We start from the raw sequence: 23,609 nt of genomic DNA, 5'->3' as shown, positions 1-23,609 counted from the left end.
TCACTTCGTCTCGGTAAGGGCGTGATTTCGCTAACTTCCTTGAAAACACCGCTGGAAGTTAGCCTCCACCATCGCCTCCACTTCCTCCCTCTCCCTCCCCTTCTCCTTGGCCAGGAAGTCCAGGATGTCCTCCACCAAGTCGGGCCAGCCATATTCCCCTCGGACCCACTCCAGGGATCCGGGCCCATCCGTTTCCGTCAGGATCCGGTCCATGGGGACCATGGCCACCAGGTCCCTGGTCAGCGGAGAATCCATAAAGTCCGAGCTGATGGTGAAGTAGGCCCCCAGGTCCAGGTAGGCAGGGACCAAGTCCAGGGGTCCGCTGTACCAGTGGATGAGGTGGGCAGGGACGTCCGCCCTTCGGACCTCATCCAGGACCTCCTTCTCACATCCCTTGGTGTGAAGGTTGACGGTCAGGGATCTTTCCTTCGCCTCATCCAGGAAAAAGCGGAGGACCCGGACCTGGTCCGGAAGCCGGCTCTCCGGCGGCGCCCAAACCCGGTCCAGGCCAATCTCTCCGATGAAATCGCAGTCGTCAAAGTAGGGTTCCAAGCCCTCCAGACTGGTGTCGGGCCGGACCATCCAGGGGTGGATTCCAAAGCCCTTCTTGATCAGGGGATGGTCCCGGGCCAGGTCCTTCAGCCAGTCATAGGAGGCGGTATCCATGGAAACCCCAAGGGTCAGGATCTCCTTCTCTTCAATAATATTCAGGGCCCGGGGGAGCTGATCTCCGTAGGACTCCATATGGTCATGTGCATTGATGAGCATGCTGTCTTCCTTTCGTGTGAGTGGGGGCGGCGAAGATATTTGCCATAGATCGTCTGCTTTTATCAGCCATTCAGCCTTTGAAATGCGTATTTGCAGACCAATATCATTAGCCCCTTCTTATTTTACAGGAAGGGGTTGATATTTTCCCTGAAAGTTTATCGATGAGAATATCACTGATCAACGACAGTACATCGCAGATGGAGCCAAGGTTTCATTGGACAACATTATCTTTGATGGTCAGGAAAAGGGAGATGCTAGGCCAAGGCTACCATAGAAAAAGGTAACGACCACCAAAGAGTTTTTCTCTTGGCGGTTTTTTATGGAATGAGGAAAATATGGGATGGTTTTAAGGGGATGTACCTGCGGGTCATAGTGGTGGTTTAAGGAAAAATGGGAAATCACCACTATTTTATTCGTCAAAAGATAGTGGTGATTTGCCGAAAAAGTCAAACCACCACTACTTAGACGGAAGAATCACTGCAATGGTTCGCCGAAAACCTTAAATTGAGATACGGAGAGGGAAAAGGGAAACATCCAGGGACAGAGCAGGAGGTCGCCCTCTTTTATACTTTACTCATCACCAGCGTTAGCTGAGTTTATGAGGAGGAGAAAGAGTATGTCGAACCTGGAGAATGAATTAATAAAAAGGACGAAGCAATATCGTTCGGTACAAAGTTTCATTGAGAACCAGTCGATAATGGCCATGGAGGGCTGGTTGGAAATGCGGCAAAGCGGGACAGCTAGGCGTTATTATTCCTGTGTCTATGACCGGAACCAGGGAAAGACAGTGCGAAAATATCTTCGGAAAGAACAACTGGGACTGGCGAAGGAGCTGGCACAAAAGGCCTATTACAGGAAAGTACAGTGCGCCATCGATCGCTGTCTTCCTTTGATGGAGGAGCTGGGGCGGAGAATTCATGAGGAGGATATCGGAAAGCTCTATGATGACTTACCGGATGCGCGAAAGGAGCTTATTCATCCGGTGATGATGACGAAAAAAGACCGCTTGGCTCAATGGATGGATGAGGCCTACTCACCTAACCCCATGCCCAAAAGTTCTCGTTCCATTGTGACGAAGCTTGGGGAAATTGTCCGGTCCAAATCGGAAAAGATTTTGGCGGATCTTTTTTATGATGCCGGGGTGCCGTATAAATATGAGTGTCCATTGCGGTTGAGGGGTGGTCGCATTCTCTATCCGGATTTCACCTTCCTGGACCCCAGGAGCTTGGAGGAAGTTTATTGGGAGCATTTTGGCCTGATGGATGATGTGGGCTATATGAATCGGGCCCTGGAGAAAATAAAGCTTTACGGAAGATCGGGCTATCGCCTGGGTGAACGCTTGTTGGTTTCCTTTGAATCCAGCGAGGTATATATCGATTTTGACCTGGTCCGGCAAACTGTTGAAGAGCGATTGAAATGGCCGGGGTGAGGGGGGCTTGTCCAAGAATAGTAGTGGTTTGGGGAAAAATGGTAATCCAACACTACTGTGGCGAGGGATAAGTAGTGTTGATTTAGTGAAATCGCCAAACCAACACTATTTTTTTTGGCTCATGTTCGTGTTGATTCAACAAAAAAGCCCAAACCACCACTACTTTGGCGGAGGGAGTGGCGGCTCATAGTAGTGTTGATTTGCTGAAAACAGCTAAACCACCACTATTGGGCCGCCAAAAACATAGTGTTGATTCGTCAAAAACGCCAAGCCACCACTACTACGGCGGCAAAAAACATGCCGATTCGCACAAGTGTGTTGCTATAACAACAGATATTGTTCTGAGATAGGGCTAAGCTAAATACAAACAAGGAAAGGAGTGATTACGATGACAAAGAAGTTTGATTTCAACGATAAAGAACGGGCAAGCGGCAAGCCTAGCAACAGTCGGACGGACCAACTCAAGGGTTATTTGAAGAGGCTTGGCCAAGGGGAAGCACTGGAGGCGGTGCGGGCGGATTTTGCCCATGAGTTCGGGGAGGTGGAAGCGGCTGAGATAATGCAGGCGGAGCAGGAGTTGCTGGAGGAGGGAACTCCGCTTACCGAGGTCCAGAAGCTTTGCGATGTCCATGCGGCGCTTTTCCATGGGGCCACGACAGAAGATCGGAAAGTCAATGCTGAGGTGATGGAGATGATGATCGGCCATCCTTTATATACGCTGACCAAGGAAAATGAGGCACTATCCAAGCTGCTTGCGGAGTATAGGGAAGGGAGGGAGGACCTTCTTCCCGAGATTCGCCAGCTTTCTATTCACTATGCTAAGAAGGGGGACCTCCTCTATCCCTTGTTGAAGGTGAAGTATGGCATATCCGGGCCGTCTGATGTCATGTGGACGGTGGATGATGAGATCCGGGATGAGCTGGGTCGTCTTTCCGGTGAGGGGGACCATGATGAGGCATGGAAGGGCCGCATGGATACAGTACTCAATCGTGCGGAGGAGATGGTTGATAAAGAACAGAATATTCTCTTTCCCATCTGTGCCGCCAATTTCACACAAGAGGAATGGGTTGGGATTTATCGGGATTCCAAGGACTATGCCGTCTGCTTTGGCGTGGGACAGGTGAATTGGCAAGAGGCCGAAAAGGCAGAGGTCCCCATAGCGGCTGGCGGAGAGGGTGAAGTTGTCATGCCGGGTGGGCATCTGACAGTCGCCCAGCTGACGGCCCTTCTGAATACGATCCCGCTGGAGATTTCTTTTGTCGATGCGGATAACATCAACCGCTTCTTCAATGAGGGGCCCAAGGTATTCAAACGACCCGCTATGGCGATTGACCGCAATGTCTTCTCCTGCCATCCGCCCAAGATTGAGCCGATGGTGCGGAAGATCATTGAGGATTTCAGGAATAAACGCCGCGACGAAGTGTCTGTTTGGATGGAGAAGGGCGGCCGCACCATGCTAGTCAAATATATGGCCGTCCGGGATAGGGACGGCAAGTATTTAGGGACGGTGGAGCTGGTCCAGGATATGGAATTTGCCAAGGAACACTTTCTTGGAGACGAGGTGTAAACCTGTTCAAATACTATAGAATTGTAGAGAATAGGGAGGGCTATCCGCTATGATTGGGATGACCCTCCTGTTTCTTTTATCCACGCATTTGTTCCATCAACCATTCTTTGAGAACAAGAGCGTGATTACACTGCTCATTTTTTGCCGAATAAAGAAGAGTTATTGCACTTTCTTGTATCTTTTGTAGGCATAGATCTTTAAATTCCTCCGAAGTCGGGTTGTCAGCTAATTCTTTTCTGTAGCGTTCATGAAATGCAGCATATTTTTCGGGAATATGAGAAAACCATTTTCGGAGTTCGTTAGATGGAGCAATCTCCTTAGCCCACAAATCAATGTTAGCCTTTTCCTTTTTGACGCCTCGCGGCCATAGTCGATCCACAAGAATACGAAAACCGTCTGTTTCTTCGTATGCCTCATAGATGCGTTTACACGATATTTTATTCATTATGCATAGCCTCCCTTTAAAGTAAATTCATTCTTACGGTAGGTGATCAATCCGTCTTCCTGCATTTTGGAGAGTTCCTTGGACATCGAACTCCGATTAACGGCAAGGTAGTCAGCAAGTTGCTGGCGATTGTAGGGGATGGTGAAGTGGGCACTTCCGGCTTCCAGCGCTTGTTCGGACAAGTAGGACAGGAGCCTCTCCCGCAGGGAGTAAGAAGCCGTGTGCATCATCCGTCTAGAAAGATTCAGATTTTTCTGGGCGGAAATCCGAAGCATATTCTTAACGAGCCGGGTGTGGAAGGCGCATGCCCGCTGGCATGGGGTAAGGAGCTTTTGCATATTGAGAAAAAGAACCCGGGTCTCTTCACAGGCAATAACATCGCAGATGAGGTCCTTGCCGGGGATCGCCGCATAGTTTTCTCCAAAGATTTGTCCCTTACTTACATGGCCAAAAATATTGCTGTTCCCCCAATAAAAATTCACCACGATATTGACGCTGCCGGATTCTATAAGGCCGATCTCGCTGATTGATGAGCCGGCCCGGAAGATGACTTCATCTTTTTGGAATGTCCGCTCCTGTGCACCCAAGCAGGTGAGCAAGACGGAGATCTCGTCTTCGGTGATCCCCCTGAAGATGAGAGTGTTTGCTAGGAAAGAAGTATTCATAAAAACCTCCGATACGTTGCCATGACAACATACTAGTTGTAATAATTATAGTATGATCGAAGTAGGAAATCAAAAGAAGTCGAAGGAGGGTAGGATGAACAATGTAATCAAAGCAGGCGAAGTTTTCAAATTGGCAAATCTTGTTTCTTATACAGAAGGCAAAGTCACCAAGGTGAATGTGGTGGACGATGATAAGGTGAAGTTTATTCTAATGGCCTTTGATGCAGGATCGGAACTTCCGGAACACGCCGCGCCAGGCGATGCCATTGTCTTCGCTTTGGAAGGTGACGCCGTGATTAGCTATGAGGGACAAGACCATACGATCAAGGCGGGCGAGAATTTCCACTTTGCGAAAGCCGATCTGCACTCAGTAAAAGCGACAAAACAGTTTAAGATGGCACTTCTTCTTACATTGGATTAAGAGAAAGAGAGGTTGATGACAATGAAGTATAGAGTCAATGAAGGATGCATCGGATGTGGACTCTGCGAGGGAACCTGCCCGGAAGTTTTTTTCATGACAGATGAAGGTGTGGCAAAGGCGATCGAAAGTGATGTTCCTGCTGATTTCGAAGAAGCAGCGGCAGAAGCGATGGACGGATGTCCGGTTGGAGTGATAGAGGAAGAATAAGGAGGATAGGCTATGGCAGAAACGAAGATGTTCTGTTTCCAGTGTCAGGAAACAGCAGGTTGCAAACGATGCACAATTTCAGGAGTTTGCGGGAAGAAGCCGGAAGTAGCAGCCATGCAAGATCTTCTGGTCTATGTGACAAAAGGGCTTTCTGCAGTAACGACAGGTCTCCGTCATGAGGGGAAGGAAATCGCAAAAGAGGTCAATCACCTTGTCACAATGAATCTCTTTATGACGATCACGAATGCAAATTTTGACCGTGAGGCAATTATTGCAGCGATTAAGAAAACGCTGAAAGCGAAGGAAGACCAGCTTGGCCGGCTTGACCACAAGGAAGGATTGACTGAGGCGGCGCTTTGGAATGGCAGTGAAGAGGAGTTTGAAGGAAAAGCAGGAACAGTGGGTGTTCTTTCGACGAAGGATGAGGATGTTCGCAGCCTTCGGGAGCTCATCACTTATGGATTGAAGGGTCTGGCCGCCTACTCCAAACATGCGAACACACTCAATCATGACAATGAAGAGGTTGATGCCTTTATCCAGGAGGCCTTAACCAAGGTTCAGGATGATTCTCTTTCGCTCGATGAACTGGTTGCTTTGACACTTGAAACAGGGAAATTCGGTGTGGAGGGTATGGCTCTCTTGGATAAAGCCAATACCGAAACTTATGGCAACCCGGAGATCACAAGCGTTGATCTCGGGGTCCGAAAGAATCCCGCTATTTTAATTTCCGGCCATGATCTTCGCGATCTGGAGATGCTTTTGGAACAGACGAAGGGTAGTGGTGTCGATGTCTATACGCACTCCGAGATGCTGCCGGCCCAATACTATCCGGCATTCAAGAAATATCCTCATTTTGCCGGCAACTATGGTAACGCATGGTGGAAACAGAAGGATGAATTTGAAAGCTTCAATGGCCCTATTCTGATGACCACCAACTGCATCGTACCGCCAAAAGAGAGCTATAAAGACCGTCTGTGGACGACAGGATCAGCGGGATATCCGGGCTGTAGACATATCCCGGGAGAATATGGGCAAGAAAAAGATTTTTCTGCGATCATTGAACAAGCAAAAGCTTGTCCGGCCCCAACCGAGATCGAGACCGGAACGATTACCGGTGGATTCGCCCATAACCAGGTGTTTGCTCTGGCGGAACCCATTGTCAATGCCGTGAAATCAGGAGCCATTCGCAAGTTTGTTGTCATGGCGGGTTGCGACGGGAGACAGAAGGGCCGTGACTATTATACGGAGTTTGCGAAGGCCCTTCCTAAGGATGTGGTTATTCTTACCGCCGGTTGTGCAAAGTATAGATATAATAAGTTGAACCTGGGTGATATCGACGGCATTCCAAGAGTTTTGGATGCGGGGCAATGCAACGATTCTTATTCATTGGCGTTGATTGCTCTCAAGTTGAAGGAGATCTTTGAACTTGAGGATATCAATGATCTGCCGCTGGCCTTTAATATTGCATGGTATGAGCAGAAGGCCGTGATCGTACTCTTGGCCCTTCTTTCCCTAGGGGTAAAGAATATCCATCTGGGACCCACACTTCCCGCCTTCTTATCTCCCAATGTAGCCAAGGTCCTGGTAGAGAATTTCGGGTTAGCAGGGATAAGGACGGTCGATGAGGATCTGGAGGTCTTGATCGGCTAAAAAGGAGCATCTATCATGATTTTTAAGAATAACGATGAAAAAACCTGGCTGGAAGATGAGTCCGGCAGAGAGATTGCACGGATTGACCACCCGGTGATCCGCCCCGGTGTCGTCAACATCCTTCATACGGAGGTGGATCCTTCTTATGGCGGTCAAGGCATTGCGGGGAAAATCACCCAGAAACTGGCTGACCGGCTCCGCGATGAGGGGATGAAAGCGGAGCTATCCTGCTCCTATGCTATCAAGTGGTTTTCCACGCATCCGGACTATGCGGACGTGGTGGTTTAGGGAAATCGAGAAGACCGCCACTAGTGTTTCGGCTTCGGGATAGTGTTGGTTTGGCGAAAAAGGCCAGACCAACACTATTTTTTATGCCCAAAGGAAGTGTTGATTCGACGAAAAAGTCCAAACCACCACTACTTTGGCAGAGAGAAAGACGGCTCAAGATAGTGTTGATTTGCCGAAAAAGCCCAAACCACCACTATTGAGGCGGGGAGAAGGGGGGCTCATGGTAGTGTTGATTCGCCCAAAAAAGCCAAACCACCACTACGGTTGCGACAAATCCTGGTTTTCATTTGATAAAATCATAAAATAAAGGGGAGTCGGTTGGTATAAAAAGCGAAAGGAGGCTAGATGATGACGAATCCTGGGCTAAACGGGCGGAAAAAAGGGATCCAATCTTTTGAGGAGAGTATTCCCTTCATTAAAGAAATTAAATTTACTTATGGTGAATGGTTTGTTGGGTATGAGACGAGGAAGATCACCTTCAAAGGGGAAGATCTCTTTCTGGATGTCGATTATTCCTATGTCTTTCAGAATGAGGTAAAGCCATTTACTCAGGAATTTCCCGGTATGAAAAAAGATTTTTTCGAAGCTCTGACCGCCCTACATGTTGGCGAGTGGGAGGAGCGCTACGACAATTGGAATGTTTTGGATGGATACTCCTGGAGCTTGGAGATCTGTTTTTCCAATGGTCATAAAGCGGTGGAAAAAGGTGGCTCCAACGACTATCCGGACAACTTTGATGATTTTTACCAATTGCTGAAGTTAGAAGAGAATGATTTGATGAAATGATTTTTGGCGGTAGCCAATGCCTATTTGGACCGGCGCTTTCTGTGGACAAGCCTGATAAGCCCCATCCATCCTCATGTTACTTTTCGTTGCTTGTGGCAATGGACACAATGGCGGTATTCTGACTATAAAAGGAGGATTCAGCTATGCTAAGTGAGAATATCAAAAGAATACGAAAAGAAAAGGGACTTTCTCAGGAGGAACTTGCCGGCAAAGTGTATGTGGTGCGACAGACAGTGTCTAAATGGGAGCAAGGGCTTTCTGTGCCGGATTCGGAAATGTTGATTGCCCTATCCAAAGCACTTGAAACACCGGTTAGCAGCTTGCTGGGGGAAAGTATGATAAAAGCAGAGGTGGATGAGCTGAATATCCTTGCTAAAAAATTAGAAGTGATCAATTTTAAGCTCTCTGAGGAAAATGAAAAAAAGAGAAAGCGGATTCATGGTCTTTTTATTGCTTTGGCCTTGATGATCCTGGTCATTAGCCTGATCTTACTCTTCCTTAAAAGTCCATATTTGAATTGGGACTATGGCGATCCGGAAACAGCGGTTCTTGGGACTGCTTATCATTCCTTTGAATGGGCTTTTGCCCGCATTGCCCCTATCGCTTTTATTCTTTCGGTTATTGGGATCATTCGGACGCGAAAATGATCCTCGCTTCAAGTAAAATCAACAGAAACCTGCTATACCAGAACGCTAAATGATAAATGCCATGATGTTTATTCTGTAGATGAGGAGGTTCTATGCTGAAAAAACAGAAAAGACGGATAGAAGAAAACCTATCAGAAATAGGGGCAAGTTTGGCCCTTGGATGAAGAAGATTCCGATCGTCCTGGTGACCTGAGTATTGATTCTTCCGCTAGGCATGCTTATGCTCCATGCGGAGGGCCTGGAGTCTGGCCCGGTCGATGCAGGCGTAGAATGTGCTCTCGATTCGAAGGTAGCGGGTGCCATCTTGGACAACGGCCCCCTTCAGGCCGCGGCGGATTCGGTCTTCTTTTTTTGCCCCATAATTTTGGGCGATGAAGGTGGAGAAGGCGTTGCCGAAGTCCTGGACGGGCATATAGGTAAAGGCATCGATCTTGACCCCGACGGCGAAGGCGGCGACCTCCCGGATGGCATCTCGGAAGATGGGGCCTCACCGGAAGAGCCGGCGGACCTGGGGGGCAGATCCAGGCATATGCTCCGATGCCAATGCCGGAGACGAATTGGGCGATGACGGTGGCCTCCGCTGCTCCGGCCACGCCTCGGCCCAGGCCTAGGACAAACCAGAAATCGAGGACAATGTTCAGGACGGAGGAGATGGCCAGGAAGACCAGGGGGACGACGGAATTCCCTATGGCCCGGAGGAAGGAAGTAAAGAAATTGTAGAGGAAGGTAGCGGTGATGCCGAGGTAGATGACGGCCAGGTAGTCCCGCATCATCCCCCAGACTTCGGGTGGGACCTGGAGGAAGCCTTCGATGGCATCCAGAAAGACGAAGGTCAGGACGTTCAGGACCAGACTGGCCATGGCGATGAGGAGGAAGGAGGCGCGGAGGCTTTCCTCCAGGCCCCCCTCATCCCCTTGGCCGAAACGGATGGAGAAGAGGGCCCCGCTCCCCATGCAGAGGCCCAAGAGGATGGAAGTCAAGAAGGTCATGAGGGTGAATGAGGACCCCACCGCTGCCAGGGTCTCCTTTCCAAGAAACTGCCCGACGATCAGGGTATCCGCCAGGTTGTAGCACTGCTGGAGGAGGTTCCCGAAAATCATGGGGAGGGCGAAGGTGATCATGGCAGGAAAAAGGGGCCCTTTGGTCGCTCTTTGCCCTTGACCAGTCGAAAAAGAAGCACCTGGAAAAGAATCACCGGAAAAAAGCTAAGTATGTCAGAGCCCTGCGTTGAATGTGTAACATATGTCTAAACAGTTAAGACACAGTAAGTACTATGGCAAAAAAATTTCTTGATACCAAGGGGATTTTGATGTATCTTAATAACTTTATATAATATGATGATTTTATCATTTGTGTGCTTTGAAAATAATGTGAAGCTCAAACCTACCGGGAATTTTGTGTACTCAAACGCATCGAAAAAGGTCATCGTTGAAAATCATCTACTTCGTTGAAAAAAATAATGATGCCTTAAAATGCAACGCATGCGTTGCATTTTTTGCTTTCGTGTTTTATACTTAATTCAATGAAGAGTAGGAGGACGGCATTATGAATAACGGAGCAGACAAGGCGACAGGGCTTTATGATGTAAAACGTCTGGCATCTCGTATGAGAGTAAAGCCAGCAACTATAAGATCAATGAAATCACGTGGAACGATCCCAGAACCAGCTTGTAACGATATAAACGGTGGTGCTGTCTGGTATCAAGAGGTCATTGAAGATTTTTTATCCATAAAACATAACGATGTATTAGTAACAACTATAAATGAAGATTTGCCAAATATTATAGATCTTTTTGCTGGATGTGGAGGAATGTCTCTTGGTTTTTCTGAGAGTGGATTTAATGTTGTAGCAGGTTTTGATAATTGGCCAGTAGCTGTTAATACGTATAACAAAAATCTGAACCATCATGCATATAACTTAGACCTTAGCAACGTGGAGCAGACAATTGAAGCATTAAAGCCATTCTTTGAAAAAGATACCCCTGGAATTATCGGCGGACCTCCATGCCAGGATTTTTCTTCTGCTGGAAAAAGAAAAGAAGGCAAAAGAGCTAATTTAACCGAGAAATTTGCACAAATTGTCTCCTTCTTCAAGCCCCCCTTTTTTATCATGGAAAATGTTACACGGGTCGAGAAAGCAGCAGCATTTCAGCGTGCTAAAGCTATTTTTTCTAATGCTGGATATTTTGTTGATTACATTGTTTTGAATGCTGCTTTTTGCGGTGTTCCTCAAAGTAGAAAACGATTAATAACATTTGGAAGCCCTTCAATAGAGACTACCAACCGCGTAATAGAAGCACTTCGTAAAAATCTGAGTCAAAAAGCGACCACTGTGAGAGACTGGTTCGGTGATTCCCTTAACACCGAGTTCTATTACAGGCATCCTCGGAGTTATGCTCGGCGAGGAATTTTTTCGATTGATGAGCCCTCTCCAACAATACGTGGAGTGAATCGTCCAATTCCAGCTGGGTACCCCGGCCATCCTGGGGATGCTGCACCAATATCGCAGGCCAGACCATTAACCACAGCAGAACGTGCAGAAATACAAACTTTCCCACCAGAGTTTGAATTTGTTGGCTCAAAAACTGATATTGAGCAAATGATTGGCAATGCTGTGCCCGTTCGTCTCGCTAAATATATGGGTGATCATATTGCCTCTATTCTTCTTGAATCTCCGAGTTGAGAAGGTGCTGAATCATGATGGCGCTATCCAAGCGTCTTTCTGGCATTAAATAATTGAAAGCCTCACGAGTGACGATACTTTCTAATTCAGCTTTTTGAATTCTTGGATTTCTAAATTCCGGGCTATTTAAATGCTTGAGCGGAATATCTCCTGCAAAAGCTCCGGCCTTATCTGTCTGTGCATCATAGGTGATTTTGGAATGATGCTTAGAAAAGTTCAAGGTTCTTTGAGCTGCATAATCAAACAACGCTGAAATTAGCCATATCAAAGACCTTTCCGGTCTTGTGACACTGTTTTTCTTCCTTTTCGAATTATTAACATCATCCGTTGATTTATCAATAAATAGCTGAAGAAAGGCCATGTCAGTCCATGCGAAGATATCAAATGCATTGTCTTCAAGGACTGGCTTTTGGCCTTTTGTTCTCCAGATAGCTGTCAAGGCAAAAGGTGTCTGCAACTTGATTCCTTGTCTAACAATTTCATTCGCAGCCATAACTACTTTTGGAACTTTATCTCTCATCCACAATTCTGTAGACCACTGATAATCCATCGGGTTTTTGAGGCAGTCTGTGATAATGTCAAGCAATTCAGTTCGACGTGCAGCTCCATACGAATCAGCTATTGAAAAAGCCAACTGCTCAATTGACGGCGGACGGACAACAATTTCGCATGATTGCTTGTCGTGAGGACGATCTGCTGTTTGTGAATTTGGCACAACCACAAGTTTTACTTCAAATGCTCGAGTTTGTTTTCCTGATGCATCAGAAACAACAATATCGCTTTTATTGGGAGAAGCATTCGTATATGGATTAAAACCTTGAAAAATCTCCTCAAATTTAAAAATAGCTGATTCCGGATCCGTTTCTATGATTTCACGCCATGATTTCAATGTATGCTTTGTAACTATTTTTTGGTCCGCTATATCAGCAGTAATAAGAGGAATGTCCATGCCCTTGCGTAACGCAAGATATTGTGCTATAGAAATAGGAAATGCATTGGTAAAAATGTTTTTTCCTAAGGACACTGGGTCAGTAAAATCATGACTTGCATGATCAAGCCCAAACAGAAGTAACGGTCCTCTTTGGCCATCTTTTTTCGACATAAATCATACCTCGCTTTTCTTATCTTTTGCCATCATTAGTTCGTAATGCTGATTAGACTCATTAATTCAAATATTAGTTTGAATAGTTTTCGATGGCTCTTTTCATTTTACTTCACGTGACATGGTTCAAACTATCGTCTTCAAGGTAGTACTTGAAGGCTACCATTGGTTTATTTCTGAAGTGGCCCCCAAATAGTAAAGCCTATATTGGTGTTATCAACATTTTATTGGTAATAGAACCAGTGAGGTGTTCGGTAAACAAGGGAAGCATGACTCCTTCTCTTCTCATAAAAGTGCCATACAAATTCATAGACTAGCTGCTTTGTTTCAAGAATTGTTTTCGGTGTGTTGTACAACCACTCTGCCTTTATCTTTCCAAAAAAGCTCTCCATTGCTGCATTATCCCAACAATTTCCGTCGTGACAATAAACTTGCGTTGTACCCTGAATGCCATCCCTTCTCTTACATAATTAGTTCCACACGCTTGTGATTCACCGCTGACTTTTCCTACTTCTGATGTCACTTCTGGCGGAAGCGGTAGATCAATGCAAACCTTAGTCTCTTTGGATCTTGATTAGAAAGGGTGCGGCTTTTTTTAAGATCTCTATCTCCTCCTTCAATTTAGCAATCTCCTTATCTGTCTCTGCCTAAAACTTTTTGTAAGCTCCACTTTCTTTACTCAAAAAAGCATAAAATTGCTGAACATTCTCATCTCCATGCTTTAGATAGATGTCCCTTCAGCGACAGACGGTAGAGGGGAGAGTACTATATTTCTCTGAGAGCAGAAATTCATTCCCTTCCATCTGTGGCCTTAATGTTTCTTCAACAATACTCTTTCGAAGTGATTTGGTGTATCTTTGTCTTGCCATGTCATTCTCCTTCGTCTCTTTCTTCATTGTAACTTGTTCTCTTCGGAGACTCTAATTTTATGGAGACATGTTACTACTGCGTGTAGCCAGAGCAGCCCGCCCCTGGCTTATGGCAAAATTGAGCCCCACCCAGGGCGTGGCTATCCTGGCTAATGCCGGAAATAAGCCCCAGCTAGGGCAGGGGTCACCCTGGCTAGCGGCGAAACTGGGCTCCTGCCAGGGCAGGGGTAGCCCTGGCTCAGGCCAAAACCAGGCTCCAGCCAGGGCGTGACTGCCCTGGCTAATGCCGATAATAAACCTCAGCCAGGGTATGCTCCTCCATAATGCCTCATCATGACTCCAACAGGCAACCGAAAGGACTTCGCAAGGCTCATCGCTGCCCCCATCGCCATCCCTCATAGGTCCTGCACCACCCCCCAATCTCCCAAACTAGGGGAAAGAACTGGTCTTTCTCGTCTTTTACAGTATAATAGAAGGTAGTGTGAAAAGAAATGAGGAGGAATCATGCTTGATATTAAAAGGATTAGAGAAGAAAAAGACCAGGTTTTAGCAGGCTTGGCTAAGCGACATGGCGAATATCCGGTGGATGAAGCGCTCAAGCTCGATGATGAGCGTCGGGGCCTCTTGGCAGAAGTGGAGCTCAAGAAAGCAGAGCGCAACCGGGTTTCCAAGGAAATTCCCCAGCTGAAGAAAGAGGGGAAGGATGTTTCCGAAGTCATCGCCTCGATGAGGGAGCTGGGGGATGAGATCTCCGGCTATGATGACAAGCTGCGCCAAGTGGATGAAAAAATTCGCGACATCCTCCTGAATATTCCCAACGTGCCCAATGCTGAGGTCCAGGAAGGAAAAGATGATTCGGAGAACCTGGAACTCCGCAAGGTGGGCGAGCCCCGCAAATTTGACTTTGAGCCCAAGGCCCATTGGGACCTGGGAACGGACCTCGACATTCTGGACTTTGAGCGGGGGATCAAGCTTTCCGGCTCCCGCTTCACCGTCATGAAGGGACAGGGAGCCCGCCTGGAGCGCGCCATCGTCAACTTTATGCTGGCCCTCCATACGGAAGACCAGACCTATACCGAGGTTGCCCCTCCTTATATTGTTAACCGGGCATCCATGACCGGAACGGGTCAGTTGCCTAAGTTCGAAGAGGATATGTACCACTGCAATGAGGACGACCTCTTCCTGGTTCCTACGGCCGAAGTGCCGGTGACCAACCTCTTCCGGGACGACATCTTGGAAGCCAAGGACCTCCCCATCCACCTGACGGCCTATACGCCCTGCTTCCGTCGGGAAGCCGGATCCGCCGGTCGGGACACCCGGGGCATCATCCGCCAGCACCAATTCGACAAGGTGGAACTGGTCAAGTTCACCAATCCGAAGACCTCCTACGATGAGCTGGAATCCCTGACCGCCGACGCGGAAGAAGTCCTTAAGCGTCTGGAGATCCCCTACCGGGTCGTCCAGCTCTGCACCGGAGACCTGGGCTTCTCCTCGGCCAAGACCTATGACATCGAGGTCTGGATGCCTTCCTACCAGTCCTATGTGGAAATCTCCTCATGCTCCAACTTCGAGGACTACCAGGCCCGCCGAGCCAACATCCGCTACCGCGACGAAGAGGGCAAGGTCCAGTTCGCCCACACCCTGAACGGATCCGGCCTGGCCGTGGGACGGACCTGGGCAGCCATCGTGGAGAACTACCAGAATGAGGATGGGTCCATCACCATCCCCAAGGCCCTGGTTCCCTTCTTCGGCAAGGATAAGATCGAAGCGCCTTCCAAGTAATGAATAAGAAAATCATACTGACCGGCGGGGGAACTGCCGGTCATGTTTCTGTCAACTTAGGCCTCATCCCCCGCCTGAGTCGGGAGGGATGGACCATCGACTATGTGGGCTCGGAAGAGGGGATCGAGCGGGATCTGGTCTCCGACTTCCCCCAGGTGACCTACCACGCCATCTCGACGGGGAAGTTCCGCCGGCGGCGAAATTGGGAGAACATCAAGGCCAACATCGGGGACGTGGGCCATGTCTTCTCCGGCATCAAGGAAGCCAAGACCCTGGTGAAAAAAATCAAGCCGAATATCGTCTTTTCTAAAGGGGGCTTTGTCTCCGTGCCTGTGGTTTTTGCCGCCTCCCGCCTGGGTGTCCCCGTCATTGCCCACGAATCCGACTTGACCCCCGGCCTGGCCAACAAGCTCTCAGCCCCCTTTTCCCGGAAGATCCTGACCACCTTTGAAAAGACCCTGGACTACCTGCCAAAAAACAAGGGCCTCTACTTGGGCCCCATCATCCGGGACCAGATCAAAGAGGGATCCCGAGAAAAGGGCCTGGAGATTTTCGGCTTTGATGGAAATAAGCCTATCCTCCTGATCCTTGGGGGATCTTCCGGGGCTGTCCGAGTGAATGAAGCCATTTGGGCCAATCTGGATTCCCTTCTGAACACTTTCGATATCCTCCATGGGGTGGGCAAGGGGAAGGGGAGGGAGGAACTCAACCGTCCCGGCTACCGCCAGGTGGAGTTCATCCGTGAGGATATGAACCACGCCCTGGCCATGGCTGACCTCATCATCTCCCGAGCCGGGTCCAATGCCATCTTCGAATTCCTCTACTACCGCAAGCCCATGGTCCTGGTCCCCTACCGCCTGGGTTCCCGGGGAGACCAGGTGGACAATGCCCAGGTCTTTGTCGACCGAGGATTCGCCCTCTCCCTCAATGACCAGACCATGAGCCGGGATGATTTCCTGGAGGGGGTCAATGAGGTTTGGATCAAGCGGGAGGACTTCATCCGAGCCCAATCCGACTTCGCCTTCGAAGACGGGCTGGGGAAGATTTGTCAGATTTTGGATGAGGACCAAATGCCCTATTCCTCCCGGTCCTAAAGCCGTCAACAACCGGCACGGATCGTCATTATAGAAAGCGAGTAAGCATGGATTCCACTGTATTACCGGGCCTATTATTGCCCTTCCTGGGAACCACCCTGGGCTCCGCCTGCGTCTACTTCATGCGGGGGGACCTGAGCCCTAGCCTTCAAAAAGGCCTATCGGGCTTTGCCGGGGGGATCATGGTGGCCGCCTCCGTTTGGTCCCTGATCATTCCCGCCATTGACCAAACGTCCGGAGAAGGCTTCGCCAAAGTCATGCCCGCCTTCGTGGGCTTTTGGCTGGGCACCCTCTTTCTCCTCCTCCTTGACCATGTCATTCCCCACCTCCACCTTGGGGAAGAGGAACCGGAGGGGCCCAAGGCCAACCTGGACAATTCAACCATGATGGTCTTTGCCGTCACCCTCCACAACATCCCTGAAGGAATGGCCGTGGGCGTCGTCCTGGCCGGCATGGTTTCCGGCCAGACCACCATCACCGCCGGGGCCGCCCTCTCCCTGGCCCTGGGCATCGCCATCCAAAACTTCCCGGAAGGGGCCATCATCTCCATGCCCCTCCACGCCCAAGGGGACACCAAGAACCAGGCCTTCCTCAAGGGCTTCCTCTCCGGGGCGGTCGAGCCCATTGCTGCCCTCTTTACTATGATGGCTGTGGGCCTGGTGGTTCCGGCCATGCCCTACCTTCTCTCCCTGGCCGCCGGGGCCATGATGTATGTGGTTGTGGAGGAGCTGATCCCGGAACTCTCCGAAGGCCAGCACTCCAACGTCGGGGTCATCGCTTTTTCCCTGGGCTTTACGGTCATGATGGCCTTGGATGTGGTTTTGGGATAGAACGCAATTTTTTGGCGGACCTTGCCGGCTAGGAGGACGAGATGAAGAACAGGAATATCGGAAAAATCTTCTGTTGCTTGATTCCGGTTATTATCGGGACCTATCTATCGGTGAAAGACTACGTAGAGCTTCAAAATCACCCGGAATGGAGTGTTTCACCGACCGTCGTATGGATAAAATTTGGGATAGGATTGGTCATCAGCATCATTCTGCTTTGGTTTGTTTTCAAACAAAAGAATTAAATCAAAAAAAAGCCCCCAGACTTCGGAAAGCAAGTCTGGGGGCTTTACATTATCCCTTATCTGGAGCCCGGTCTTGGGCTCTTTTTATTGAGCAGTCCGCTGTTTGATGGATTCGACGATTTCCTCCAGGCGGAGGGCCCGGGAGGCCTTGACCAGGACCAGGCTGGCCGGCTCGATCAGGGTCTTGGCCCGGTCGACCAGGTCCGACTTCTTGGAGAACCAAAAGAGGTGGTTGTCCCGGAAGCGGAGGCTGGCTCCTTCCATCATGTATTTGGACAGGGGGCCGAAGAAGAGGACGTCCGAGAAGACCTCGGGGTCAATCTCCTGGCCGATGTCGAAGTGAATCTTCTTCTCCATGGGCCCTAGTTCCAGCATATCGCCCAGGATGGCGATCTTCTTCCGGTAGCCCGCCAGGACTTTGGTGGTGTGGAGGGCTTCCCGGAGGGACTGGGGGGAGGAGTTGTAGCAGTCGACCAGGATGTCGAAGCCCTGGGCATGGATGAGCTCGGACCGCATCTTGGTCTGGTCGGTGACCTGGAGGCCGGCTTGGATGGTCGCCTCATCCAGGCCCAGCTCCTTGGCACAGAGGATGGCTGCGGCGGCGTTGTACATCTGGTAGGAGCCCAGGAGGTTAACGGAAAATGGCTCCCCTCCCAATGTGAAGGAGGACCCGCCTTCATTGGACCGGGTCAGAGAGAGGGAGGAATCCGCCTGGGGATCCTGGCCGAAAGAGAGGGTCCGGGGGAGGAGGCCTTCTGCCGAGGCTTTTCGCCGGTCGACCTCATGGGCCAGGAAGGAAGAATCCCGGTTGTAGATGAGGAGGTCGTCGGGGCCCATCCCGTTGACGATTTCCATTTTGGCCTTGGCAATATTTTCCTGGCTGCCCAGTTGGTTGAGATGGGACTGGCCCACGTTGGTGATGATGGCGATGTGGGGGCGGGCCATCTTGACCAGGGTGTCGATTTCTCCGAAATCCGACATCCCCATCTCGATGATGGCCATTTCCGTGGACTCATCCAGGTCCAGGAGGGTCCGGGGAACCCCGATTTCATTGTTGAGGTTGCCGATGGTCTTGACGGTCCGGAATTTTCGGGTCAGGACCGAGGCCAGGATGTCCTTAGTCGTCGTCTTTCCGTTGGACCCCGTCACCCCGATCACCAGGACATCCAGGCTCTTCCGGTAGTTGGCGGCCAGGGTCTGGAAGGCCTCCAGGGTATCGTCGACCAAAAGGAAGATCTTATCCTTGAAGTCATCGACCAGGTCCAGGTGGTCCCGGTCGATGAAGGCGGCAGCGGCGCCTTTTTCAAAGGCGGTGGCGAGGAAGCGGTGGCCATCCATCTTCTCCCCGATGATGGGCATGAAGATTTCCCCGGCCGTCATGGTCCGGGTGTCGATGGAGACCCCCTTGGCCATGGTCCGGTCGGGATCGTGAAGGCTGGGGTCAAGTCGGATTTCCGCTTGGGCCCATTGGGCGATTTCTGTGATGGAATGTGGCTTCATGGTCTACTCCCAGGAATAGGTTAGGGCTTGGCGGTTGGCGTAGGATTCTTCCCCGAAGCGGATGATGGCATCCAGGTAGTCGGAGAAGGTCATGTCGGTCAGGGCGGTCCACATCTTGGGGGCTAATGAGGTGGGAGTCATGCCGGGCAGGGTATTGACCTCATTCACATAGAAGCAGTCATCCTCCCCATAGAAGATGTCCACCCGAGCCAGGCCCTCGCAGCCCAAGGCATGGTAGGTCCGGAGGGCCAGGTTCTGGATCTCCCGGGTCTTTTCCTCTGAAAGGGGGTGGGGGATATTTTCCACCAGGGTCCGGTCCAGGTACTTGGCCTCATAGTCCAGGACCTCTCTTGTTGTGGTGTAGGAACCCGGCTTCGATGCCTCGGCCTCCGCATTCCCCAGGACCGAGACCTCCAACTCATGGCCCCGGATCATCTCCTCCACCAGGATCTTGTGGTCGTAGGCAAAGGCCTCATCCAAAGCCCGGTCGAAGTTCTCCCGGCTGGTCTTGGTCACCCCAACCGAGGACCCGTTGTTGCAGGGCTTGATAAAGCAGGGGAAGCCCAGCTCCTTTTCAACCCGGTCCATGAGGACCTTCCGGTCCAGGCCCTTCTTTTCCACGATGATGTACTTGGCTTCCGGGATCCCCAAGTCGGCCAGGACCTGGTTGGTGTAGCCCTTGTCCATGCAGAGGGCTGAGGCCATGATCCCATTGCCTATATAGGGGAGGCCCAGCATTTGGAGGAAGCCCTGAACCTGGCCATCCTCCCCGCTCTGGCCATGGATGACAGGGAAGACCATGACATCCTCCAGGCGGTCCATATCCCGGGCGAAGGCTTCGATGGTGGAGAGGACCGAAGCCTCTGACCGGACCATGAGGTCCTCCGGCTGGTCCACATGGTCCCGCCGACCCAGGGAGAGGAAGCGACCCGCTTTATCTACATAGTAGGCTACCACCTCATATTTCTTCTTATCCAGCTCATTGATGACGGTCCGGGCGGACCGAAGGGCAATCTCATGCTCCGTGGATTGGCCCCCACATAAAACCACAATTGTTTTTGCCATGAAAATCTCCAAAATCTATTGCACCAGCAGAATCAAAAATACGACTACTCATATGCCCCCTATTATAATGCAAAAAAAGAGGAAATCCCAGATGGGCCGGGCAGTCCCCCAGATACGGCCAGGCAGTCCCCAGACCCGCCTTCGCTTAGGCAAATCCTCCGGATTTGCAATGCGCTCAGGTCGGGCCTGGGGACTGCCTGGTGGTGGAGGCATGTGGGCTGGGGCAGTGTGGAGAGACCGGGTTCCCTTTTTTGAGGGTCACTCTAGGGGACACCCCTCCTTCCCGCCGTTTTCACCACTTGGAGGGGTATGAGGATACCCCTCCTTCCCGCCGCTCTCGCCACTTGGAGGGGTACGGGGTCACCCCTCCTTTCCGCCGTTTTCACCATTTGGAGGGGCAAGGGGATACCCCTCCTTCCCGCCGTTTTTTCCATTTGGAGGGGCAGGGGGACCCCCCTCCTTCCCGCCGTTCTCGCCACTTGGAGGGGTATGGGCCAACCTTTTGGGCTCCGCTCAAACCCGCCCTGGCCAGGAGCAGGGAAAGTTGTGTACTATTTTCCCTTCCCTAGAAATTTCGAGGGAGGGGCGGTAGGAAGTTCTGATTCGGGGCCTCATGAGCCCACAAGCCGGAAATCATTGAAGGGAGGGCAGGTCTCGGGTATCATAAGAGGTGATGAAAAGAGTGATAGAGCGATGTGCTTGGTTGGGCGGGAGTCCTCCTGAGCCATCAGTGGATCCTTGAGGAGGAGAGCATGAAGATTAAGTTGTATTCGGATGGTGCGAAGTTTGAGGAGATGGTGGAAGATTACAAGAAGGGCCATGACGGCTTCACGACCAATCCCTCTTTGATGAAGAAGGGCGGGGTGACGGACTACATGGCTTTTGCCAAGAAGGTTTTGGAGGAGATTCCTGACCGTCCGGTTTCCTTCGAGGTTTTTTCAGATGATTTTGACCAGATGGAGGAAGAGGCCAGGGCAATTTCTGCTTTGGGCGATAATGTCTTTGTCAAGATTCCGGTGACCAACACCAAGGGCGAGTCCAGCCTTCCTTTAATTAAGAAGCTGTCTGCAGAGGGTTTTAAGCTCAACATCACGGCCATCTTCACCCTTGATCAGGTGAAAGATGTGGTGGATGTCCTCAGCGAGGAGGGCGAGTCCATCGTCTCCGTCTTCGCCGGCCGCGTGGCGGATACGGGCGTTGACCCCATGCCCCTCATGAAGGAAGCGGCAGAGATTTGCCATCAGAAGAAAAATGTCTACCTCCTCTGGGCCTCCACCCGTGAGGCCTTCAATATCAAGCAGGCAGAATCCATCAGCTGCGACATTATCACGGTGCCCCCCAGCATCCTGAAAAAGCTGGACCTCTTTGGTAAGGATCTGAATGAGTATTCGTTAGAAACCGTTCAAGGCTTCCTCAAGGATGCCAAATCATCTGGTCTGTCGATCCTCTAATTTTGAAGGTGGCCGGCGGACCATGGAAGGGTCACGCAACTGAACTGTTAGCGACCGCCTCGAAAAAATAATAAAACGCCCCCTCCCGGATCCGGGAGGGGGTTTTCTTTTTGGGCTGGAAGCCTAGGCCAGGTCGGCCAGTTTGGGGATAGCATTGGAAGCTCCCCGGGTCAGGCAGGTTTTTGCAGCGGCCCGGCTGGCCAGGGTCATGGCATCTTCGATGGACCGGCCCTTGGTGATGGCGGCGAGGAAGTAGCCACAGAAGGTATCACCGGCGGCGGTGGTGTCAACGGGTTGGATCTTCTCGGCGGGGGCGAAGAAGCGGTGGTCCTGGTCCTGATAGATGGCCCCCTTTTCACCTAGGGTCAGGACCACGGTGGCCTGGGGGTATTTTTCCTTGAAGAGGGCCAGGATTTCTTCGCTATCTGAGGCACCGGTCAGGGCCTGGCCCTCAATTTCGTTGATGAGGAAGCAGTGGACCTGATCCAGGGGGGCGGTCAGGACGTCTTCGTCGATGGGGGAGGGGTTGAGGTAGATCCGGAGTTTGCGTTCAGCGGCCTTATCCATCACCTCATGGAGGCAGGAGATTTCATTTTGGAGGAGGATGAGGTCGCCTTCTTCAAAATGGGCGAGGACGGCATCCACATAGTCCGGGTCGATGGCCCGGTTGGCCCCGCCGGAAACGATGATGGAGTTGTTCCCCTGGCTGTTAATCTGGATGACCGTGTGGCCGGAGGGGAGGGGGGACCGGCCCACAAAGTCGGTATGAACCCCGGCGCCCTGGAGGGCCTGGACCAGGCTGTCCCCGTCCCTTTCCCCAACCAGGCCCGCATGCCATACCTCCCCACCGGCACGGGCGATGGCGATAGACTGGTTAAGGCCCTTACCCCCGACAAACTCCCGGTAGGAGAGGGAGGAGAGGGTTTCGCCCTCCCTGACCATATGGGGAACCCGGTAGGTTTTATCAATATTCAATGATCCGAAATTTACGATACGCATGACGCCTCCTTATGAACGTTTTTCAAGAGTTATTGTGAATCCTTAGTTTTCATGCTGTTTTGGACCGGGCTAAGGCCGGGGGTAGGCTCCCCTCCTAACCGACCAAGGTTAGCTGAATATCCAACTGTTCCATATATTTTCTCCATTCCGGGCTCAGCCCCCTGTCGGTGATGATCTCATCGATCTCTTCAAAAGAAGAAAAGAAGGCGGGCTTTGTCATGCCGAACTTGGAGGAGTCGGTCAGAAGGTATCTTTTCAAAGAGGATTGGATGGCCGTTCTTTTTGTAATGACCTCATATTGGCTAAAGCAAGTCAGGCCGTTTTTTTCCACTCCTGCGGTGGAAATGAACATCTTGGTTGCCCGGAGGTGGCTGAGAAATTCCACATTTTCTGTAGATTCAAAGGATCGGGACTCGTGGTGGTAGTAGCCACCGATGAAGATGAGCTGTATATTCCGGCGTAGGGTCAGGTAGGGGAGGAGGTTTTCACTATAGGTAATGACCGTATAGGGAATGTCCGTGGGCAGGAGAGAGCCCAGCAAATTGACGGTAGACCCGGTATCTAAAATGATGATGTCATTTTTTTCAATGAGAGAGGCCGCATGTTTGGCGATTTGAGATTTTTCCTCCCTGGCATCCTTGCAGGCCTTGTTAAAGACGTAGGACCCGCTGGAAGGAACGGACTTGGGCACATCCAAGTGGCGGGTTAAAACACCCTGCTCTTCTAAATATTTCAAATCCCTACGTATGGTCATTTCCGAAACATCATATTTTTCTGCTAAAGATGAAATCTTGAAAGCGGGATTTTTCAGGATTTCCTGGGCAACAGCCATCAAACGTACCTTGCGTGTCATATCTCACCTCTTCAAATCGTTTTCGAAGGAGAGAAATTCTCCCTGTCTCTTGTCACTGATTATATCAAAAATTAACATTAAAATGTTATAAAATGTTAAAAAAGACCATATTTTGTGAAATAAATGGATAAATCACTATATTTTTGTGAAAATCTGTTGACAGCGGAGAGAAAAGTGCTAGAATAAGGTTACAGGAAATCGATACCAATAACCTAATTTTGGAGGTGTGAAAAATGTTGCGAAAACGGAAAATTTTAGCTCTTATGC

Annotated in this window: 22 protein-coding genes and 2 pseudogenes; 14 read left to right on the top strand and 10 right to left on the bottom strand. The window is 50.5% G+C overall.

What is annotated here, in order from left to right:
• Window positions 1–30: 30 nt before the first annotated feature.
• Window positions 31–768, bottom strand: a complete 738-nt coding sequence (locus BN2373_RS02510) for a TatD family hydrolase (RefSeq protein ID WP_053942609.1) — start codon at window positions 766–768, stop codon at window positions 31–33.
• Window positions 769–1,384: 616 nt separating this feature from the next.
• Between BN2373_RS02510 and BN2373_RS02505 the strand changes: the two genes are divergently transcribed.
• Window positions 1,385–2,197: a hypothetical protein gene (locus BN2373_RS02505; RefSeq protein ID WP_053942608.1), complete on the top strand. Its 813-nt coding sequence runs from the start codon at window positions 1,385–1,387 to the stop codon at window positions 2,195–2,197.
• 388 nt (window positions 2,198–2,585) lie between these two features.
• The gene (locus tag BN2373_RS02500) at window positions 2,586–3,764 is read left to right on the top strand and encodes a DUF438 domain-containing protein (protein WP_053942607.1); all 1,179 of its coding nucleotides are present in this window, start codon (window positions 2,586–2,588) and stop codon (window positions 3,762–3,764) included.
• Between the two features lie 76 nt (window positions 3,765–3,840).
• Here BN2373_RS02500 and BN2373_RS02495 read toward each other — a convergent pair whose 3' ends face one another.
• A complete protein-coding gene (locus BN2373_RS02495; RefSeq protein WP_053942606.1) occupies window positions 3,841–4,209 on the bottom strand; it encodes a DUF488 domain-containing protein in 369 nt (122 codons plus the stop codon).
• Entirely contained in the window at window positions 4,209–4,874 is a 666-nt protein-coding gene (locus tag BN2373_RS02490; protein WP_053942605.1) for a Crp/Fnr family transcriptional regulator, read from the bottom strand. Before BN2373_RS02490 ends, BN2373_RS02495 begins: the two co-directional genes overlap by 1 nt.
• An 82-nt stretch (window positions 4,875–4,956) precedes the next feature.
• Here BN2373_RS02490 and BN2373_RS02485 point away from each other — a divergent pair.
• The 6 genes and pseudogenes from BN2373_RS02485 to BN2373_RS02460 form a co-directional block, all read left to right on the top strand.
• Window positions 4,957–5,295: pseudogene (locus BN2373_RS02485) on the top strand (cupin domain-containing protein); the annotation flags it as partial.
• Window positions 5,296–5,316: 21 nt separating this feature from the next.
• Window positions 5,317–5,502, top strand: a complete 186-nt coding sequence (locus BN2373_RS02480) for a ferredoxin (protein WP_053943476.1) — start codon at window positions 5,317–5,319, stop codon at window positions 5,500–5,502.
• A 12-nt stretch (window positions 5,503–5,514) separates the two neighbouring features.
• Window positions 5,515–7,152, top strand: a complete 1,638-nt coding sequence (hcp, locus tag BN2373_RS02475; protein ID WP_053942603.1) for a hydroxylamine reductase — start codon at window positions 5,515–5,517, stop codon at window positions 7,150–7,152.
• 15 nt (window positions 7,153–7,167) lie between these two features.
• Window positions 7,168–7,440, top strand: a complete 273-nt coding sequence (locus BN2373_RS02470) for a GNAT family N-acetyltransferase (RefSeq protein WP_053942602.1) — start codon at window positions 7,168–7,170, stop codon at window positions 7,438–7,440.
• A 345-nt stretch (window positions 7,441–7,785) separates the two neighbouring features.
• Window positions 7,786–8,226 carry a hypothetical protein gene (locus BN2373_RS07815; RefSeq protein WP_053942601.1) on the top strand — a complete coding sequence of 147 codons (441 nt, stop codon included), beginning with the start codon at window positions 7,786–7,788 and terminating at the stop codon, window positions 8,224–8,226.
• A gap of 143 nt (window positions 8,227–8,369) precedes the next feature.
• A complete protein-coding gene (locus BN2373_RS02460) occupies window positions 8,370–8,873 on the top strand; it encodes a helix-turn-helix domain-containing protein (protein WP_053942600.1) in 504 nt (167 codons plus the stop codon).
• Between the two features lie 307 nt (window positions 8,874–9,180).
• Here the strand turns inward: BN2373_RS02460 and BN2373_RS02455 are convergent.
• Window positions 9,181–9,994, bottom strand: a pseudogene (locus BN2373_RS02455) (MATE family efflux transporter); the annotation flags it as partial.
• A 424-nt stretch (window positions 9,995–10,418) separates the two neighbouring features.
• Here BN2373_RS02455 and BN2373_RS02450 point away from each other — a divergent pair.
• A complete protein-coding gene (locus BN2373_RS02450) occupies window positions 10,419–11,555 on the top strand; it encodes a DNA cytosine methyltransferase (protein WP_074017944.1) in 1,137 nt (378 codons plus the stop codon).
• Here the strand turns inward: BN2373_RS02450 and BN2373_RS02445 are convergent.
• Both BN2373_RS02445 and BN2373_RS08085 read right to left on the bottom strand, forming a co-directional pair.
• Window positions 11,530–12,657: a HindVP family restriction endonuclease gene (locus BN2373_RS02445; protein WP_053942598.1), complete on the bottom strand. Its 1,128-nt coding sequence runs from the start codon at window positions 12,655–12,657 to the stop codon at window positions 11,530–11,532. The two genes, BN2373_RS02450 and BN2373_RS02445, sit on opposite strands and share 26 nt — an antisense overlap.
• Before the next feature lie 224 nt (window positions 12,658–12,881).
• Window positions 12,882–13,106 (bottom strand): integrase core domain-containing protein, encoded by a 225-nt coding sequence (locus BN2373_RS08085; protein ID WP_082337976.1) that lies wholly within the window; start codon window positions 13,104–13,106, stop codon window positions 12,882–12,884.
• Between the two features lie 924 nt (window positions 13,107–14,030).
• Between BN2373_RS08085 and serS the strand changes: the two genes are divergently transcribed.
• The 4 genes from serS to BN2373_RS02420 are packed head-to-tail and all read left to right on the top strand — an operon-like array spanning window position 14,031 to window position 17,474.
• A complete protein-coding gene (gene serS, locus BN2373_RS02435; protein WP_053942596.1) occupies window positions 14,031–15,308 on the top strand; it encodes a serine--tRNA ligase in 1,278 nt (425 codons plus the stop codon).
• Window positions 15,308–16,402: an undecaprenyldiphospho-muramoylpentapeptide beta-N-acetylglucosaminyltransferase gene (locus BN2373_RS02430; protein ID WP_053942595.1), complete on the top strand. Its 1,095-nt coding sequence runs from the start codon at window positions 15,308–15,310 to the stop codon at window positions 16,400–16,402. Before serS ends, BN2373_RS02430 begins: the two co-directional genes overlap by 1 nt.
• Before the next feature lie 47 nt (window positions 16,403–16,449).
• Window positions 16,450–17,232 carry a ZIP family metal transporter gene (locus BN2373_RS02425; protein WP_053942594.1) on the top strand — a complete coding sequence of 261 codons (783 nt, stop codon included), beginning with the start codon at window positions 16,450–16,452 and terminating at the stop codon, window positions 17,230–17,232.
• A 41-nt stretch (window positions 17,233–17,273) separates the two neighbouring features.
• Complete coding sequence (locus BN2373_RS02420; protein WP_053942593.1) at window positions 17,274–17,474, top strand: hypothetical protein; 201 nt, start codon at window positions 17,274–17,276, stop codon at window positions 17,472–17,474.
• 84 nt (window positions 17,475–17,558) lie between these two features.
• Here the strand turns inward: BN2373_RS02420 and BN2373_RS02415 are convergent, their stop codons facing one another.
• The gene (locus tag BN2373_RS02415) at window positions 17,559–18,974 is read right to left on the bottom strand and encodes a UDP-N-acetylmuramoyl-tripeptide--D-alanyl-D-alanine ligase (RefSeq protein WP_053942592.1); all 1,416 of its coding nucleotides are present in this window, start codon (window positions 18,972–18,974) and stop codon (window positions 17,559–17,561) included.
• Window positions 18,975–18,977: 3 nt separating this feature from the next.
• Window positions 18,978–20,039 carry a D-alanine--D-alanine ligase family protein gene (locus BN2373_RS02410; RefSeq protein ID WP_053942591.1) on the bottom strand — a complete coding sequence of 354 codons (1,062 nt, stop codon included), beginning with the start codon at window positions 20,037–20,039 and terminating at the stop codon, window positions 18,978–18,980.
• Between the two features lie 752 nt (window positions 20,040–20,791).
• On the opposite strand from BN2373_RS02410, the gene BN2373_RS02400 reads away from it, so the two are divergent.
• Complete coding sequence (locus BN2373_RS02400; protein ID WP_053942589.1) at window positions 20,792–21,490, top strand: transaldolase; 699 nt, start codon at window positions 20,792–20,794, stop codon at window positions 21,488–21,490.
• Window positions 21,491–21,613: 123 nt separating this feature from the next.
• Here BN2373_RS02400 and BN2373_RS02395 read toward each other — a convergent pair whose 3' ends face one another.
• Together BN2373_RS02395 and BN2373_RS02390 are read right to left on the bottom strand one after the other, a co-directional pair.
• Window positions 21,614–22,489, bottom strand: coding sequence for a ribokinase (locus BN2373_RS02395; protein WP_053942588.1), 876 nt, complete (start codon window positions 22,487–22,489; stop codon window positions 21,614–21,616).
• A 94-nt stretch (window positions 22,490–22,583) separates the two neighbouring features.
• On the bottom strand, window positions 22,584–23,342 hold the full coding sequence (locus BN2373_RS02390; protein WP_053942587.1) for a DeoR/GlpR family DNA-binding transcription regulator: 759 nt from the start codon (window positions 23,340–23,342) through the stop codon (window positions 22,584–22,586).
• Window positions 23,343–23,609: the final 267 nt, after the last annotated feature.

The sequence above is a fragment of the Kallipyga gabonensis genome (assembly GCF_001286805.1).
GTDB classification, from domain to species: domain Bacteria; phylum Bacillota; class Clostridia; order Tissierellales; family Peptoniphilaceae; genus Kallipyga; species Kallipyga gabonensis.
The sequence above is the reverse complement of the archived record's forward strand: the minus strand, read 5'-3'. Positions and strand labels throughout refer to the sequence as shown.